At 53.0% G+C, this 16,062-nt stretch carries 17 protein-coding genes and 2 tRNA genes; 11 read left to right on the top strand and 8 right to left on the bottom strand.

From position 1 onward, the window contains the following. The first annotated feature begins 367 nt into the window (after positions 1–367). Genes L1I42_RS07105 through L1I42_RS07095 form a run of 3 tightly spaced genes read left to right on the top strand, consistent with a single transcriptional unit; the run spans position 368 to position 2,527 of the window. Positions 368–1,429: a cysteine synthase A gene (locus L1I42_RS07105; protein WP_236113785.1), complete on the top strand. Its 1,062-nt coding sequence runs from the start codon at positions 368–370 to the stop codon at positions 1,427–1,429. Continuing rightward, the gene (locus tag L1I42_RS07100; protein ID WP_236113784.1) at positions 1,416–2,153 is read left to right on the top strand and encodes an alanyl-tRNA editing protein; all 738 of its coding nucleotides are present in this window, start codon (positions 1,416–1,418) and stop codon (positions 2,151–2,153) included. The genes L1I42_RS07105 and L1I42_RS07100 overlap by 14 nt, the downstream gene beginning before the upstream one ends. Continuing rightward, positions 2,153–2,527, top strand: a complete 375-nt coding sequence (locus tag L1I42_RS07095; RefSeq protein ID WP_236113783.1) for a GFA family protein — start codon at positions 2,153–2,155, stop codon at positions 2,525–2,527. The genes L1I42_RS07100 and L1I42_RS07095 overlap by 1 nt, the downstream gene beginning before the upstream one ends. Here the strand turns inward: L1I42_RS07095 and L1I42_RS07090 are convergent. From L1I42_RS07090 to L1I42_RS07070, 5 genes are all read right to left on the bottom strand, one after another. Next, complete coding sequence (locus L1I42_RS07090; protein WP_236113782.1) at positions 2,524–3,531, bottom strand: transporter substrate-binding domain-containing protein; 1,008 nt, start codon at positions 3,529–3,531, stop codon at positions 2,524–2,526. The genes L1I42_RS07095 and L1I42_RS07090 overlap by 4 nt on opposite strands. 103 nt (positions 3,532–3,634) lie before the next feature. Next, the gene (locus tag L1I42_RS07085; RefSeq protein ID WP_305067705.1) at positions 3,635–4,429 is read right to left on the bottom strand and encodes an amino acid ABC transporter ATP-binding protein; all 795 of its coding nucleotides are present in this window, start codon (positions 4,427–4,429) and stop codon (positions 3,635–3,637) included. A 5-nt stretch (positions 4,430–4,434) separates the two neighbouring features. After that, positions 4,435–5,562, bottom strand: coding sequence for an amino acid ABC transporter permease (locus L1I42_RS07080; RefSeq protein WP_236113781.1), 1,128 nt, complete (start codon positions 5,560–5,562; stop codon positions 4,435–4,437). A gap of 13 nt (positions 5,563–5,575) precedes the next feature. Beyond that, positions 5,576–6,772, bottom strand: a complete 1,197-nt coding sequence (locus tag L1I42_RS07075; protein ID WP_236113780.1) for an amino acid ABC transporter permease — start codon at positions 6,770–6,772, stop codon at positions 5,576–5,578. Positions 6,773–6,900: 128 nt separating this feature from the next. Further along, the gene (locus L1I42_RS07070; RefSeq protein ID WP_236113779.1) at positions 6,901–7,914 is read right to left on the bottom strand and encodes an amino acid ABC transporter substrate-binding protein; all 1,014 of its coding nucleotides are present in this window, start codon (positions 7,912–7,914) and stop codon (positions 6,901–6,903) included. A gap of 214 nt (positions 7,915–8,128) precedes the next feature. On the opposite strand from L1I42_RS07070, the gene metC reads away from it, so the two are divergent. Then, positions 8,129–9,328: a cystathionine beta-lyase gene (gene metC / locus L1I42_RS07065; protein ID WP_236113778.1), complete on the top strand. Its 1,200-nt coding sequence runs from the start codon at positions 8,129–8,131 to the stop codon at positions 9,326–9,328. Between the two features lie 11 nt (positions 9,329–9,339). Here metC and L1I42_RS07060 read toward each other — a convergent pair whose 3' ends face one another. Then, positions 9,340–10,173, bottom strand: coding sequence for a phosphatase PAP2 family protein (locus L1I42_RS07060; protein ID WP_236113777.1), 834 nt, complete (start codon positions 10,171–10,173; stop codon positions 9,340–9,342). Between the two features lie 16 nt (positions 10,174–10,189). Here L1I42_RS07060 and L1I42_RS07055 point away from each other — a divergent pair. The 7 genes from L1I42_RS07055 to L1I42_RS07025 all read left to right on the top strand — a co-directional run bounded on the left by L1I42_RS07055 (position 10,190) and on the right by L1I42_RS07025 (position 14,165). Continuing rightward, a tRNA-Pro gene (locus L1I42_RS07055) sits at positions 10,190–10,266 on the top strand. 27 nt (positions 10,267–10,293) lie between these two features. Continuing rightward, on the top strand, positions 10,294–10,599 hold the full coding sequence (locus tag L1I42_RS07050; protein WP_236113776.1) for an ETC complex I subunit: 306 nt from the start codon (positions 10,294–10,296) through the stop codon (positions 10,597–10,599). A gap of 19 nt (positions 10,600–10,618) precedes the next feature. After that, positions 10,619–10,695, top strand: a tRNA-Arg gene (locus L1I42_RS07045). Between the two features lie 146 nt (positions 10,696–10,841). Then, on the top strand, positions 10,842–11,012 hold the full coding sequence (locus L1I42_RS07040; protein WP_236113775.1) for a hypothetical protein: 171 nt from the start codon (positions 10,842–10,844) through the stop codon (positions 11,010–11,012). Positions 11,013–11,242: 230 nt separating this feature from the next. Beyond that, positions 11,243–12,283 carry a pyridoxal-phosphate dependent enzyme gene (locus tag L1I42_RS07035; protein WP_236113774.1) on the top strand — a complete coding sequence of 347 codons (1,041 nt, stop codon included), beginning with the start codon at positions 11,243–11,245 and terminating at the stop codon, positions 12,281–12,283. A gap of 35 nt (positions 12,284–12,318) precedes the next feature. Next, entirely contained in the window at positions 12,319–13,428 is a 1,110-nt protein-coding gene (locus L1I42_RS07030; RefSeq protein ID WP_236113773.1) for a M24 family metallopeptidase, read from the top strand. After that, positions 13,425–14,165: a maleate cis-trans isomerase family protein gene (locus L1I42_RS07025; RefSeq protein WP_236113772.1), complete on the top strand. Its 741-nt coding sequence runs from the start codon at positions 13,425–13,427 to the stop codon at positions 14,163–14,165. The genes L1I42_RS07030 and L1I42_RS07025 overlap by 4 nt, the downstream gene beginning before the upstream one ends. Before the next feature lie 19 nt (positions 14,166–14,184). Here the strand turns inward: L1I42_RS07025 and L1I42_RS07020 are convergent, their stop codons facing one another. Both L1I42_RS07020 and L1I42_RS07015 read right to left on the bottom strand, forming a co-directional pair. Next, a complete protein-coding gene (locus L1I42_RS07020) occupies positions 14,185–15,555 on the bottom strand; it encodes a TRAP transporter large permease (RefSeq protein ID WP_236113771.1) in 1,371 nt (456 codons plus the stop codon). Beyond that, the gene (locus L1I42_RS07015) at positions 15,548–16,045 is read right to left on the bottom strand and encodes a TRAP transporter small permease (RefSeq protein WP_236113770.1); all 498 of its coding nucleotides are present in this window, start codon (positions 16,043–16,045) and stop codon (positions 15,548–15,550) included. The genes L1I42_RS07020 and L1I42_RS07015 overlap by 8 nt, the downstream gene beginning before the upstream one ends. Positions 16,046–16,062 lie beyond the last annotated feature (17 nt).

Raw genomic sequence — 16,062 nt, 5'->3', positions numbered from 1 at the left:
AACACACCGAAACAAGTAATAATTTCAAAGGTTTAAACGGATGGGCGCTGATTTTTCGCGCAATTGAATATCCATGGTTTTTTGCACTAGCCGTCCTAAAGGGGGAGAAAATCATTTCGCGCAGATCATGCATTTGCGGGTAAACTATTTCCGCATTGTTTAACCGGCTTTCAGGCACGCACCCCGGGTTTGCGCACCTATAAGACCAGAAGAATGCCAGCCGGATTTTTTGCTGTTTCCTGCTCTATTAGTTTTTTCGCATTGTCTTATGGGCGAAATGGAAAAACGCTTTTCTTTTCTGCACTCTACACTTGATCAGCACACAGGCACCGCTTAGTTTTGGGCCAACACATCAGAGGATTTTCCAATGACAAAGCACAATCAAAAGCATGATGATATTCTGGGCGCTATTGGCAACACGCCCCTTATCCGGTTGAACGCGGTTTCTGAAGCGACCGGGTGCGAGATTTGGGGCAAGGCCGAATTTCTTAACCCGGGCCAATCTGTGAAAGACCGGGCCGCGCTTTATATTGTGCGCGATGCGGAACGCAAGGGATTGTTGAAGCCTGGTGGCACAATCGTAGAAGGCACTGCCGGCAATACCGGGATCGGCCTGTCGATGGTGGCCAATGCGCTGGGTTACAAATCTGTAATTGTGATTCCAGAAACACAGTCGAAAGAGAAAAAGGATTCACTGCGCCTCGCGGGGGCGACTTTGATTGAGGTGCCTGCCAAACCCTACAAAAACCCCAACAACTATGTGAAGGTTTCTGGTCGTCTCGCCGAAAAGCTGGCCAAAGAGCTGCCTGAGGGCGCTGTGTGGGCCAATCAGTTCGACAATATTGTCAACCGGCAGGCACACATTGAGACCACCGGACCCGAGATTTTTGACCAGACTGACGGCAAGGTCGATGGGTTTATTTGTGCGGTTGGCTCGGGAGGCACACTTGCTGGTGTTTCTGCGGCGCTTAAACAGCGCAATAAGGACATTAAAATTGGCCTGGCTGACCCGATGGGCGCGGCGCTATACAGCTATTACACCAGCGGTGAATTCTCCTCCCAGGGCGGATCGATCACCGAAGGCATTGGTCAGGGACGCATTACCGCCAACCTTGAAGGCTTCACGCCGGACTTTGCCTATCAGATTTCTGATGAAGAAGCCCTGCCCTACATCTTTGACCTGTTGCAGCATGAGGGCATCTGCATGGGCGGATCGACGGCCATTAACATTGCCGGGGCAGTGAAGATGGCGCGTGAAATGGGGCCTGGCCACACGATCGTGACCATATTGTGCGACTATGGCAACCGCTACCAGTCGAAGATTTTTAACCCGTTGTTTTTGCGCGAGAAGGGCTTGCCAGTGCCGGAATTCTTGAGCCACTCTCATGACATTGACATGAGTACGGTTTTTGAGAATGACGCAAACTGAGTTTCTATTTCGGAACGACGCCTATTTGACAACAGCTGCCGCCACAATTTCGTCCGTTGGCGAAGATGGCGGCATCTTTTTAGATCGCTCTAATTTCTATGCCACCTCGGGTGGGCAGCCCGGCGATAGCGGCTTTTTGGAGCGAGAGAATGGTGACAAGATCGCCATTGTCACCTGTGTGCATCCGGACGGGGACAAGGGCAGATGCATGCTGGTGCCTGAGGCCGCGGATCATGGTTTGAGCGCTGGCGAACAAGTCACCGCCCATATTGATTGGGATAACCGCTACAAACTGATGCGCATGCATACCGCGCTGCATTTGCTTTCTGTAGTTATTCCCCTGCCCGTGACAGGTGGGTCTATTGGCGTGGCCAAATCGCGGCTCGATTTTCAGATGCCCGAACCGCCTGAAGATAAGGACGCGCTCGCAGATCAATTGAACGCGCTGATTGAGCGCAATCTGGATGTGCAGGAAGAATGGATCAGCGAAGAAGAGCTCGAGGCCAATCCGGACCTTGTGAAAACCATGTCGGTCAAACCGCCATCGGGGCAAGGCAAAATCCGTATGATCCGCATCGTGGATGGGGATGAAACCATTGATTGGCAACCCTGCGGCGGCACGCATGTGGCCAACACGCAGGAGATTGGTATGATGCGCCTGGGCAAGGTGGAAAAAAAGGGCAAACAAAATCGCCGCGTGGCGATTCATTTTGCGGATGAGTGATGAAAACCTATCAAGGCAGCTGCCATTGCGGCAACGTTAAGTTTGAAATTGAGAGCGATTTAAAAAGCGCACTTAAATGTGACTGTTCGCTGTGTCGCAAAAAGAATGCTGTTATGGTTGGGGTGCACAAAACGCAGTTCAAACTGTTGGCCGGAGAAGAATTTCTGTCCCTCTATCAGTGGAACATGAAAATTGCCAAACACTACTTTTGCAAGGTGTGCGGCATCTACACTTTTCACACTCGGCGTACAAAACCCGATGAATATGGTGTCAATTTCTATTGCCTCGACAATGCTGATGTTACAGCTGAAGAGCTTGAGATTGTGCAGGTTACGGGATCAAAGCTAAGCGTTGCAGACACCGAGGCCAATTAGCGCACGGGCGGCGCGTAGTGCAACCCGCCTTTGGTCCAAAGCTCATTGGTGCCCCGCGGAATCATGAGACCGGAAGTGCTGCCGAAATTGCGCTCATAGACCTCACCGTAATTTCCCACATTGCGGATAACGTCCTGTGCCCAAGTCGGGTTCAGTCCCAACGCCTGACCAAATTCGCCTTCGAGGCCCAATAGTCGCCGCATGCGCGGATTTTTGGTCTCAATCATCGTGTCGACATTGCGGGAATTAACGCCCAGTTCTTCTGCATTGATCATCGCAAACAGGACCCAACGAATGATGGTTTGCCATTTCATGTCGCCCTTGCGCACCACCGGCCCCATGGGCTCTTTACTCAACCGTTCAGGCAATATCCGATGTTGCGAGGGGTTAACCGCGTTGATTTTGATCTCTTGCAATTTTGAGGCTGAGGCAGTGATGGCATCGCAAATGCCGGCCATGTAGGCCCCCGCCAAGTCGGCATCATCTTCAACCATCACCTCCTCGTACGTAATTTGGTTTTTGAAGAAGAATCGATCCAACGCAGCATGTTGCAGCGAATCAACGACAACACATACCGAAATATCATCTAGCTCCAGAGCAGAAATGATTTCCGTATCATCGCGCACCATGATGGCCTGGCCGTCATAAAAGGCGATTCCGGTATATGTCACCCCATATTCATTGTCGCGCGACATGTTCCAATAGCCATTGCGGGCCATCAAATCCACTTCACCCACGCGCAGTGGCGTCATGCGGAACTCGCCTGGATACTCTATAAATGACACCCGGTTCGGGTCGGAGAAAATGGCGGCGGAAACGGCCCGACACAAATCAACATCAAATCCAAACCAAAAGCCATCGGCCGACAGGTTCGAAAAGCCGCGATGTCCCTCATTGGCGCCACACCTGACCGCCCCACGCTCCCGCACGGTTTCCAACGTGTCGGCAAACGAAGTCGCGCTCAAACCAAAAAGGAGCAGGATCAAAACCAGAATTGTACGCACCTGAACACCCAATATGCAAAGAGGCGGCCCAAATCGGGCCGCCTCAATTAATTCCCCGATAGCTATTCAGCAAAGCGAATAACCACCAATAAAGCAAGAGCTCCTAATGCAAAATCTGGCTTAGGAACAATTTTGTCCGCTCATGCTGTGGATTGTCAAAGAACTGCTCAGGGTCATTTTGCTCAATGATTTGCCCCTGATCCATAAAGATCACCCGGTTCGCCACTTGACGCGCAAAGCCCATTTCGTGGGTTACGCAAAGCATGGTCATGCCGGTTTCGGCCAAATTCACCATTACCTCAAGCACTTCCTTGATCATCTCAGGATCAAGCGCCGAAGTGGGCTCATCAAACAGCATGATGTTCGGATTCATGCACAAGGAACGCGCAATCGCCACACGCTGCTGCTGACCACCGGAAAGCTGGCCTGGATATTTGTGCGCCTGCTCGGGAATTTTCACCCGCTCAAGATAGTGCATAGCCGTTTCCTCGGCCTCAGCCTTGGGAATGCCCCGCACCCACATTGGCGCCAATGTGCAGTTTTCCATAATGGTCAGATGCGGGAAGAGGTTAAAGTGTTGGAACACCATTCCCACTTCGCGACGCACCTCATCAATCCGCTTCAAGTCAGAGGTCAATTCAATGCCATCTACAATGATCTGGCCTTGCTGATGCTCTTCAAGGCGGTTGATGCAACGGATAAGCGTGGATTTACCAGAGCCTGAGGGGCCCGCGATCACGATCCGCTCGCCTTTCATCACCTTGAGATTGATGTCTTTCAACACGTGAAAGTCACCAAACCACTTGTTCATATCCGTTATTTCAATTGCCACGTCCGTTTCGGACACGGTCATCTTTGTACGATCTACGGAGATATCTTCTTCTTTTACTTCTGACATCTTATTTACTCCTTATGTCCCGTGTCCAACCGGCGTTCCATATACATGGAATAGCGCGACATCCCGAAACAGAAAACCCAAAATATTGCTGCGGCAAACAAGTAACCTGTTGTGGCCTGGTGCGGTGCTTTCCATTCCACCGCTGACGTGGTGGCTTGCACCGTGCCCAACAAATCAAACAGCCCCACAATCGATACCAATGAGGTATCCTTAAACAGGGCAATGAAGCTGTTCACAATGCCGGGAATCACGTGTTTCAACGCTTGCGGCAGAATGATCAGATACATGGATTTGAAATAGTTCAAACCCAATGCATGAGAGGCTTCATATTGCCCTTTTGGCAGGGCCTGCAGACCGCCACGCACAACCTCCGCCATATAGGCGGTTTGGAAGAGCGCAACGCCAACGAGAGCACGCAGGATTTTGTCAATGGATGTGCCTTCAGGCAAGAACAGCGGCAGCATTACCGACGCCATGAACAATACCGTGATCAACGGCACCGCACGCCACAATTCAATGAAGGCAATCGAGACATATTTAACAAACGGCATTTGAGACCGCCGCCCGAGAGCCAAGACGACCCCCAATGGCAAAGAGACCACAATACCCACGGAAGCGATGATCAATGTGACCATCAGGCCGCCCCATTTTTCTGTTGTGACCTGGGGCAAACCGAAGCTGCCGCCGTTCAACAGAATAATCGCCAAAATCGGCAAGCCGATAAAGAAGGCGATGGCTGAAAGGCCTTTATAAGGAAGATCTGGCCACAGCAAATGGGTGATCAGTAATGCGGCCACGATAAAGACCACATTGGGACGCCAATATTCAGAGTCCGGATAGAACCCGTAAATATAGAAGTCAAACCGATCGGCAACATAAGCCCAGCAAGCCCCGGCTCCCGGTGCCCGACAAGGCGTCCCGTCTTCAGCGATGAAGACAGCGTTGCCAATCAAGAAGTTGAACAGTGTTGGAACTGTCCAGACCAAGAAGGCCAAGGCCACCAGGGTCATCAGTGTGTTTGGAATATCGCTGAACAGATTTTTACGCATCCAGCCCACCACACCGGTTTGGGTAACCGGTGGCGGCATATCGGGCGCCATTTCTGTCCGCACGTAAGCGACTTTATTCGACATAACGGGCCTCCCTCTACCGCTCTGTTAGCGCAATACGCGCGTTGTACCAGTTCATGATTATCGAAGTGAGCAATGAGAAGGTGAGATACACCGCCATTGTCATAAAGATCACTTCAACCGCTTTACCGGATTGGTTGAGCGCCGTGCCCATAAACACGTTCACAATATCCGGATAACCGATCGCCACCGCAAGTGATGAGTTTTTGGTCAAGTTCAGATATTGGCTGGTCAATGGCGGTACGATAACCCGCATCGCCTGTGGGATCACCACAAGGTTCAAACGGTCCCGATCCTTCAAGCCCAGTGATTGAGCAGCCTCTGTTTGCCCTGAGCTCACAGAGACAATACCCGCCCGCACAATTTCTGCGATAAAGGCGGCGGTATAAATCACCAAGCCAAACAGAAGCGCCACAAATTCTGGCGGCAATTGAATGCCCCCTTGGAAGTTGAACCGGTTCAGCTCTGGATAATTGACGTCAAGCGCAGCGCCGGTCACGAACCATGTGAGCGTGGGCACAACGATCAACAACCCAATGAAAACTGGGATATATGGAAAACGTTGGCCCGTTTCTTCAACCCGGCGGATTGACCAGCGTTGCAAGAAAAAACCGCCGATCAGAACGAGAACTACCGCGATCTGCACCCACATGAACGCATCATTTGGGTTTGGATCTGGCAGATAAAGCCCGCGATTGTTCAAATAGACGGAACCACCAATGATTTCCAAACTATCGCGTACCGACGGCATGGATTTAAGCACCGCGAAGTACCAGAAGAACAATTGCAACAGCAATGGCAGGTTGCGGATGACTTCAATATAGATCGTGGCAAGCCGCGCAATGATCCAGTTGGATGAAAGCCGCGCGATACCGATGACAAACCCAAGCATTGTCGCAAGGACAATACCGGTAATCGCCACAAGTAATGTGTTTAATATCCCCACATAAAACACATCGAGATAAGTGGAGGCCCGGCTATATGGGATCAGCGAAAATCCAATATCAAAGCCGGCTGTTGAATCCAGAAAATCGAAGCCTGTCGTTTTGTTCTGTGCCTGTAGGTTGGCGATGGTGTTTTGAACAATCCACCACCCAAACCCAACCAGGACCACGAGCAACAGAATCTGAAACGCGTAGGACCGAAATTGCGGGTCGTATATTAGAGATGATAAGCTGCGGCGTTGCTGCAGCTGTTCCTGACTCTTGGCCATGGCTACCCTTTTTCTTATTGTTGAGTAGTCTTATCTAGGTGTTTTCATTCACCTATTGGCGGGCATTGCCCTCCCCCGAAAAAATGGCCCGACGCCGATGGGCGCCGAGCCAAACAACTCAATTCGGTTTAGCGAATTGGTGGTGAGTACTGAATACCACCTTGTGTCCAGTGAGCGTTCAATGAACCTTCACGTGCGATGCCGATTGGCGTCACGTTGCGTTCATAGATTTCACCGTAGTTACCAACATGCTTGATGATGTTGTATGCCCAGTCATTTGACAGGCCGATATATGAGCCAAACTCACCTTCAACGCCGAGCAAGCGACGTACAGATGGGTTCTCTGAACCAAGCATCTCATCAACGTTGGCTTGGGTTACGCCATACTCTTCAGCTTCAAGAAGTGAGAAGTATACCCAACGCGCGATGTTGAACCACTCGTCGTCACCTTGACGAACTGATGGGCCCAATGGCTCTTTTGAGATGATTTCAGGCAAGATCTTGTGTGAATCAGGATCTGCCAAAGAGAAACGCTCTGCAGCCAAGGCTGATGAGTCTGTTGTGAACACGTCACAGCGACCATCATCATAGGCCTTCACAACTTCGTCCTGGTCTTCGAACACAACTGGGTTGTAGTCCATGCCTTTGGTCGCGAAATAGTCAGCAGCGTTCAGTTCTGTTGTTGTACCGGCTTCGATACATACAGCAGCGCCTGACAGTTCAGTTGCTGAGTTCACGCCAAGATCCTTCGGCACCATAAAGCCTTGGCCATCATAGAACATAACGCCAGCAAAGCTGATGCCCAAGTTGGTGTCGCGGCTCATGGTCCAGGTTGTTGTGCGTGACAACACGTCGATTTCACCTGAAGACAACGCGGTGAAACGCTCTTTAGATGTCAAAGGTGTGAAACGCACAGCTTCTGGATCATCGAAAATTGCAGCAGCCATTGCGCGGCAATAGTCAACGTCAATACCTGACCAATTGTTGTTTTCATCTGGAGACGCAAAACCTGGAGTACTTGGCGACACACCACACTGGATATATCCCTTTTCCTGCACGTCGTCCAAAGTGTCCGCATAGGCGGCTGACGCTGTAAGGCCCAGCGCTGCACCAAGTGCGATTGTTACGATTTTTTTGTTCATAACGTTGCCTTTTTCCTAACCCTTTTAATTATTTTGCCTCCCCCTCCTTGGATGGAGGCTTTGCGTGCTGCACAATTGATTGTGCGCACAAGCGCTATCGAAAAGCACTTTTGCTTTGCGGTCAAGAGTGTTGATAAAAGTAATGCAATTCCTACCCAATCTCAGGTAAGTAATGCGCACAGATAGAAAAAAATGTTTGGTAGTGGTAAAATAAATGAACTCTGACGATACCAATTCAAAACCAAGAAGTCCTGCAACAATAGTTACGCATTACGGCCGTGACCCGGAAAAGCAATATGGGTTCGTGAATCCGCCGATCGTGCGCGGGTCGACGGTGATTTTTCAAAGCTATGATCAACTAAAGGGGCATAAGCGTCCCTATGGATATGGGCGACATGGCAACCCCACCAATGATGCAGTGCAGTCCACGGTGACCGAGTTGGAGAATGGCGCGCAGACCTTTTTGGCACCATCGGGCGTGAGTGCGATCACCACCGCACTGATGGCGGTTCTAAAGACAGGTGATGATTTGTTGGTTTGTGACACAGTTTATGAACCCACCCGACAATTTTGCGATTCGATATTAGAAAAAATGGGTGTGACGACGCGCTATTACGATCCGACGATTGGCGTGGGCATTGAAAAGCTAATTCAGCCCAATACCAAAGCGGTCATGGTTGAGTCGCCCGGTTCACTTACATTTGAGGTTCAAGATATTCCCGCGATCGCCAGCGTATGTGGCCCGAAGGAAATCGCAATCATTGCTGACAACAGCTGGGCCTCTCCGCTCTATTATAAGCCACTTGATTTAGGTGCCAATATTGTCGTCCATGCCGGTACAAAAATGTTCTCCGGTCACTCTGACATCATGTTTGGCACCATCACCACAGATGCCACCTACGAAAAACGGGTACAAAATACCTACCGCGCCTTGGGCGTTTGCGTGGGGCCGGACGACAGCTATTTGATCGCGCGCGGCCTGAGATCGCTGGAGTTGCGCATGCGTGAGCAAGGGCAAAAGGCGCTGGAGATGGCAAAATGGCTGGAAAAGCATCCCCTTGTCGAAACGGTCCTGCACCCTGCTCTGCCGCAGCACCCACAGCATGATATCTATCAGCGAGACTTTACTGGGCCAGGCGCGCTGTTTTCACTCATTCTTAAGCCAGCAGGTGAAGAGGCCGTCGCAGCGATGGTCGACGACATGGAGCTTTTTGCCATGGGCTATAGTTGGGGCGGGTTCGAAAGTTTGATTTTGCCTGTCAAAATTTCCAGCCAGCGTTCAGTGACACAATGGCCCCATGACGGCAACTTGATTCGACTGAATATCGGCCTAGAAGGCATAGAGGACCTGCAGGCCGATTTGTCGGCCGGTTTTGAACGCTACCGCCAAATGGCTAATATAAAGCTGGACTGAGCTGGGTTGGTTTAGATTTTGTAGGGTACCGCCCATCTTAGGCGGTGCCCTTTTTTGTGCCCGTCAAAGCCCCATTTGCGCTTGCGGTATTGGTGATAGACCCACAGGGCGCCGCCAACTCCTAAAAACGTTCCCGCAACTACATCTGAGAAATAATGAACACCGTCGACGATGCGCGAAAGCGCGATCAGAACGGCGCCGATATAGGCCAGTGCGCCCCAGCGTCCGGTTAGAAGATAGATGGCAGTTGCCAAAGCAAAGGCGGTGGTTGTGTGGCCAGAGGGAAAAGATTGAAACGTCCAATCCCCCCATTGCGGCGAAAAATGCAACGTACCAAGTTCGTCCATATGCACAGGCCGCGCCCGGCCAAGCCCGCGCTTGATCAAGGCCGAGACCAATCCCGGCAGAGCCACAGCGGCAAAAACAAAGCCGCAACCTGCACCAAAGGTCCGCAGCCGCCATTGTAGACGATAGCCCAACGGCAAAAGGTTGCTCACAGGGGCAACACCCCAAAACAATAGTGTGGGAATCAATATCCAGTCCGATTCGCCCAAACGAGTAAGCAGTTCGAAAAAGTTGATGATTTGCGGCGGCCAATTGGTCAAGGCGTTCGTCACAGGCGCATCTATCCACATGGCGGTGACAAAAAAGATGGCTGGAGCAAAAATCAGAATGAACAGATAGGTGATGGGCGACCACCTCTTGAGATCAGGACCTGTGAATATGTTTACCATAGGGGCCGCCTTTTGTGATAAATTGGAAAAAAATGCACTTTTTTTCAAAAGGGCAACTATCATGACTTGCCTGACGTCACAAGAATGTGTAAAGCCCTGTCCGGTGATCACATCTCGTGTGAAGCGTCGGAGCATAGCTCAGCCTGGTAGAGCACTGGTTTTGGGTACCAGGGGTCGCAAGTTCGAATCTTGCTGCTCCGACCATCACGAGAAAATGGGGACAAACAGATCATGACAGCACGTATTTTTCGTCCAGCCAAAAATGCCATGCAATCTGGCAAAGGCAAATCGAAACACTGGGTGTTGGTGTTTGAGCCCGAAGCCCCACGTGAGATCGACCCCCTCATGGGATACACCTCTTCAACTGACATGACTTCGCAGATCAAGCTGAATTTTGACAGCCTTGAAGAGGCCGAAAGCTATGCCAAGCGCAAGGGCATTGAATATGTGGTGCAGCAGCCCCATGATACGACACCGAAGAAAGTCGCCTACGCTGACAATTTCCGGTCTGATCGCAAAGCGCCCTGGACCCACTAAATAATCATTGGCTTTTCTGGGTCCCGTAGCTCAACTGGATAGAGCAATTGACTTCTAATCAATAGGTTGCAGGTTCGAGTCCTGCCGGGATCGCCACTATATCGCGGTTCCCTCTCGACTAATGATGAACCCAATCGCTTCGTGTGAATTGTTCGTTACAAGTGAAGTGTAACTAATTAACCTCTATTGAAATAACCATTTCACTCCCCACATCTCAATTGTCCTTAACTCTGGGGGAGAAAATGGAACGTAAAATCAACATTACACAACATTCTGGCACCGGCATGCTTTGGTTTGTCGGCTGGTTATTTACAATCGGCTTTTTAAACCTCAACTTTATTCAGGGCCTGTTCGGATTAGTTGTTTGGCCCTATTATTTGGGTACACATTTCGCACCTATGATTGGCGGCTAATTGAACGGAAACTCGGCGCGCTTGACGAAAAGGCGCTCCGTCTACATAACGTTCGCTGGATGGCGAAAATCAAGGCATTTCGCGATATTTTTGCCATCTCGCAATATATAAAAGCAATGCGCCCGCTTCTGCCGCATTCGGGCAGTTGCGGTCCATCCAAGTTCATCCTTGCTTACACGGCCAAAACCCCACAAGATTAGCGGTGACACGCATAATTGGGGGAGTGCCGAATGGATGTTTTGAAAATTGCGCGCCCTGCGCTGGTTTCTGATCTCAACGACAGTCCTGAGCCTTCTGTTGACGCGCAACGCGCGCAAGCGCTGGTGGAGCGTTGTCCACTACACGCGGAAACCCCGCTGACTGACGCAAAATCGCTGGCCACACAGGCCGGTATCGCCCAACTTTGGATCAAAGATGAGCGCAACCGGATGGGGCTGGGCAGTTTCAAGGCGCTGGGCGCGGCCTATGTGATTGCCTGCGACAAAGAGAAGGGTGAACATGAGGGCCGCACTTATGTGGCGGCTAGTGCAGGCAATCACGGCCTTTCGGTCGCTGCCGGGGCGCAAGCCTTTGGCGCCGCCTCAGTGATCTATCTGGCAGAGAGTGTGCCCGAAAGCTTTGCCGCGCGGTTGCGCGATCATGGCGCTGAGGTCTGTCGCGCCGGTGCGACCTATGAAGACAGCATGGCTGCTGCGCATCAAGCTGCCGAGGAAAATGGTTGGGCGCTGCTGTCTGACAGTTCATGGCCCGGCTATTTTGATCGCCCCCATCGGTTGATGGAAGGCTATTTGGTGCTGATGGCAGAGGCCATTCGCCAAATGCCGACGCCACCCACACATATCTTTTTACAGGCCGGCGTTGGCGGCCTCGCCGGGGCGTGCGCTGCGCTTGCCCGAAAGGCTTGGGGTGACGCGCCGTGTATTATTGTGGTCGAGCCCGACGCGGCACCAGCACTACACGGATCAATCAAGAATGGTGCCCCAGTGGAGAGCAACGGCCCCGTCAGCGCTATGGGGCGGCTGGACTGCAAGATGCCGTCGCTCATCGCGCTCAAGGGACTGGCCCGCGATGCGGATGCCTTTGCGCTGCTTTCTGAAAGTGAGGGTGAGGCCGGGGCGAAAGCGTTGGAAGACGCCGGGATGACATCTGCACCCTCCGGAGCTGCGGGCATTGCTGCGCTGCTGTCGTCAACCAATGCGCAGAAAGCAAAGCTTGGCCTTGATTCGAATTCAGTCGTCCTCACCATCCTCAGCGAAGGGCCAGAATCGTGACGCGCGGATTTCCGGTGAGCGAATTTGAAGCTCGAATGGCCCGCGCGCAGACGCAAATGCAAGTGCACGGTCTCGCCGCCCTCCTCCTGACGACAGAGGCAGAGATTCGATATTTTACTGGCTTTTTGACCCGCTTCTGGGAGAGCCCTTCCCGACCGTGGTTTCTTGTGATTCCCGCCAGTGGCAAGCCGATTGCCGTGATCCCCAGCATTGGAGCCGCCCTGATGGCCCAGACCTGGATTGAGGATATCCGAACCTGGTGTGCGCCCCATCCTATCGATGATGGCGTGAGCTTGCTCAGCGACACGCTGAACGCCGTCGCTGGCACCGGACAAATTGGCATACCATCCGGGCCTGAAACCTTTGTCCGGGTTCCGCAGGCGGATTGGCGGCGGATCGACAGGGCAACAAAGGGGAGCATCGTTTCGGATAACGGGATCACTGCAATGCTTCGCGCAGTCAAATCCCCTGCTGAAATTGAAAAGATCGCCACGGCTTGCACCATCGCGGGTGGTGCCTTTGCCCGAGTGCCAGACATTGCCGGTCTGGGCACCCCGCTTTCAGAGGTTTTTCGTGCATTCCAGAAATTGCTTCTCGATGAAGGAGCCGATTGGGTGCCTTATCTGGCAGGTGGCGCCGGCCCGGAGGGCTATGCCGATGTGATTTCGCCAGCGACTGAGCGCCCCCTCGCAGATGGCGACGTATTGATGCTGGACACTGGCGCGGTTTTTGATGGCTATTTCTGTGATTTCGACCGAAACTTTGCCATCCGAACCGCTTCTGACACTGCTCGTAATGCACAGGCGCGGCTGATTGACTCTATCGATCGGGCGGCCGATATAGCCTGCCCCGGCACAACAGCCGCGCAATTATTTCACGCCATGGACGACGTCCTGACTGGCGGCGCGGGCGGATCGGATGCGGGGCGATTGGGCCACGGCCTCGGCATGCAATTGACCGAGGGGCTTTCGCTCATTCCGGGCGATCACACTGAATTGCGGCCGGGCATGGTCATAACCCTGGAGCCAGGCATAGAGACGACACCGGGCCGGATGATGGTTCATGAAGAAAACATCGTGATCACCGAGAGTGGCTGTCGTTTTCTCAGTCCGCGCGCGGGTGCAGATTTGGAGGTGTTGCGATGAAAATCGAGTATGAAACGGTGCCTGATCTTAAGCCTGCGCTCGGTCTAATTGTGTTGCAGGCGGACGAAACCCTTGAGCAGGACATGCGACGCTTGATGCCTGGGCGGGTTGAGCTACATACCACGCGAATCCCATCAGGGGATGCGGTGACCCGCGAAACATTGGCTGCAATGGCCTCCCGGTTGACGGGGGCGGCAGCACTTTTGCCGCCGGCAGCGCAGTTTGACTGTATCGGCTATGGGTGTACCTCTGGCGCGGCAGAAATTGGCGCCGACATGGTGGCCAATTATGTGCGCGCGGGCCGCAGCACTGCCCATGTGACCAATCCGCTGACGGCGCTGATCGCCGCCTGCCAAAACCTGTCCATTCACCGGTTGGCGCTGCTTTCGCCCTATGTGGCGGATGTATCGGTCAAGCTGCGAGACGCTCTTCAGATCGCCGGTGTGGCGACACCCGTTTTTGGCAGCTTTGAGGAACCGGAGGAATCAAAAGTTGTGCGCATTTCCGCCACCTCGATCCGCGCCGCCGCGCAAGAACTAGCCGCCCAAGGAGATGTTGACGCCGTCTTTTTGAGCTGCACCAATCTGCGCACTGTCGATATTATTGATGAGATGGAGCAGACGACCGGCCTGCCCTGCCTCTCCAGTAATCAGGTATTAACCTGGCATATGGGCCAGCTCAGCGGCTATGACGCCGATATTCCGGGGGTGCTGGGCAGAATGCATAATTCGACCTAACCGGTTCAGCTTGCTCGCCCTATCCTTGCAGCAAATGCGGGACAAACAGCACCAAACCCGGCAGCGCCAGCAAGAGCGCGACGCGCAATAGCTCCACAGTGAAAAACGGCATGACGCCCTTGTAGGTCTCAGCCATTGTTGTGTTTTTGCTGAGACCTGAAATCACAAACACATTCATGCCTACCGGTGGCGTGATCAACCCCAGCTCAACCACTATCAGCGCAAGGATGCCGAACCAGATTTTCAGATCCTCGGTGCTCATGCCAAAGGCTGCACCGTCCGCGCCTTGATAAAGCCCGCCATTCACTTCCACGAGCACCGGCCAGAAAAATGGCACCACCAAAAGGATCATCGAAAGGGAATCCATCAGACAGCCGAGGATGATCAGCGCGATCAATAGCGCAATCAGAATGGAAAAGGCGGGCAAGCCGCTTTCAATGGCCCAGGACGCAGCGGCTTGCGGGACGCCAGCACGCGACATAAAGATTTTGAGCATTTCGGCGCCCAGGAGGATCAAATAGATCATGCCGGCGGTGCGGGCCGTATCAAACAGGGCAGATTTGGCATCTGCCCAGTTGAGTTGTTTGCGCACAAGGCCATAGACGGCCACGAGAAAGACACCAATTGCGGCGGCGGGGGTTGGGTTATAGAGCCCAAGATAAATGCCGCCAATGACCACGGCAAAGATAAGCAGCACCGGCAACACCGCATAGGTGGCGCCGCGGCGCGCTTGTTTGCTGATCCGTTCTGCTTTGGGCGCCAGCTGGGGCCGCACGCGCACTACAATGGCGATGGCGATCAGGAAAAACACAACTGCGATCAGACCGGGCACCAGAGCGGCCATAAACATAGTGACGATATTTGCCTCGACGATGATTGCGTAGATCACCAACACAACGGACGGCGGAATCAATATGCCCAGCACACCGCCTGCGGCGATGGTGCCGGTGGCCAAGCTTCCAGCATATTTCAGGCGTTCCAGTTCGGGCAGCGCGACCTTCCCCATGGTTGTGGCCGTCGCCAACGAAGAGCCGCATACAGCGCCGAAAATGGCGCACGCGGCCACGGCAGACATGGCAGCCCCACCGCGCAGCCAGCCCAGCCAAGCCTGCGCCGCCTGAAACAAATCACGCCCCATGCCGATTTTTGTGGCCAGCGCGCCCATCAGCAAAAACATCGGGACCACGCTCAAATCATAAATGGAGAACTGGCCATAAGCCAACGTTTTGAGCTGGGACAAGAAGATCGCTGGGCCATTGAGCAGCGTTACGCCGATACCGCCCACCAGAATCATGGCGAATGCGATCGGCATGCGCAGAATGATCAACACAATCAAAAAGAAGGTGCCCAAAAGGCCAAGGCCAAAGGCGCTGGTCAGCCACTCAATCATGCGAAGCGTCCTTTATGCCGGTGCCGAGTTGAACAAGTGCCACAAGGCTCCATAAAAACAAAGACGCCAATATCGGCACGAATGCGACCCAATGGGGCAATTGCAAAATGGCGGTTTGATAGCCATAGCGCCATTGATCGACCAAACCAAAACTCATGCGCCACAGGAGCAACGTTGCGATCAGGAGTGATACCAACGTGGCCACCTGCTGCAGCAAGCGGCGCGGCCGTTCGCCAAGCCGTTGGGTAAAAATATCAGCCGCCAAATGTGCCCCATCACGCTGACACAGCGGCAAAAAACAGAACACGGCGATCGCCACGCCCATTTCCGTTAATTCAAAGTCGCCTGCAAAGCCAATGGCCAGCGCGTTGAGCAAAGTGGCCCACACATTGACCAGAATAACTCCCACCAGCAAGGCACCCCCTAGAAGGGCTAATCCGTCAACGGCGCGATGCAACACGTCATTATTGCTTTTTGGCTCGTGCGTCATATGTTCCCCAATCGCTC

The sequence above is a fragment of the Maritalea mediterranea genome, assembly GCF_021568695.1.
GTDB lineage: Bacteria > Pseudomonadota > Alphaproteobacteria > Rhizobiales > Devosiaceae > Maritalea > Maritalea mediterranea.
This window is presented reverse-complemented; position numbering and strand designations above follow the sequence as displayed.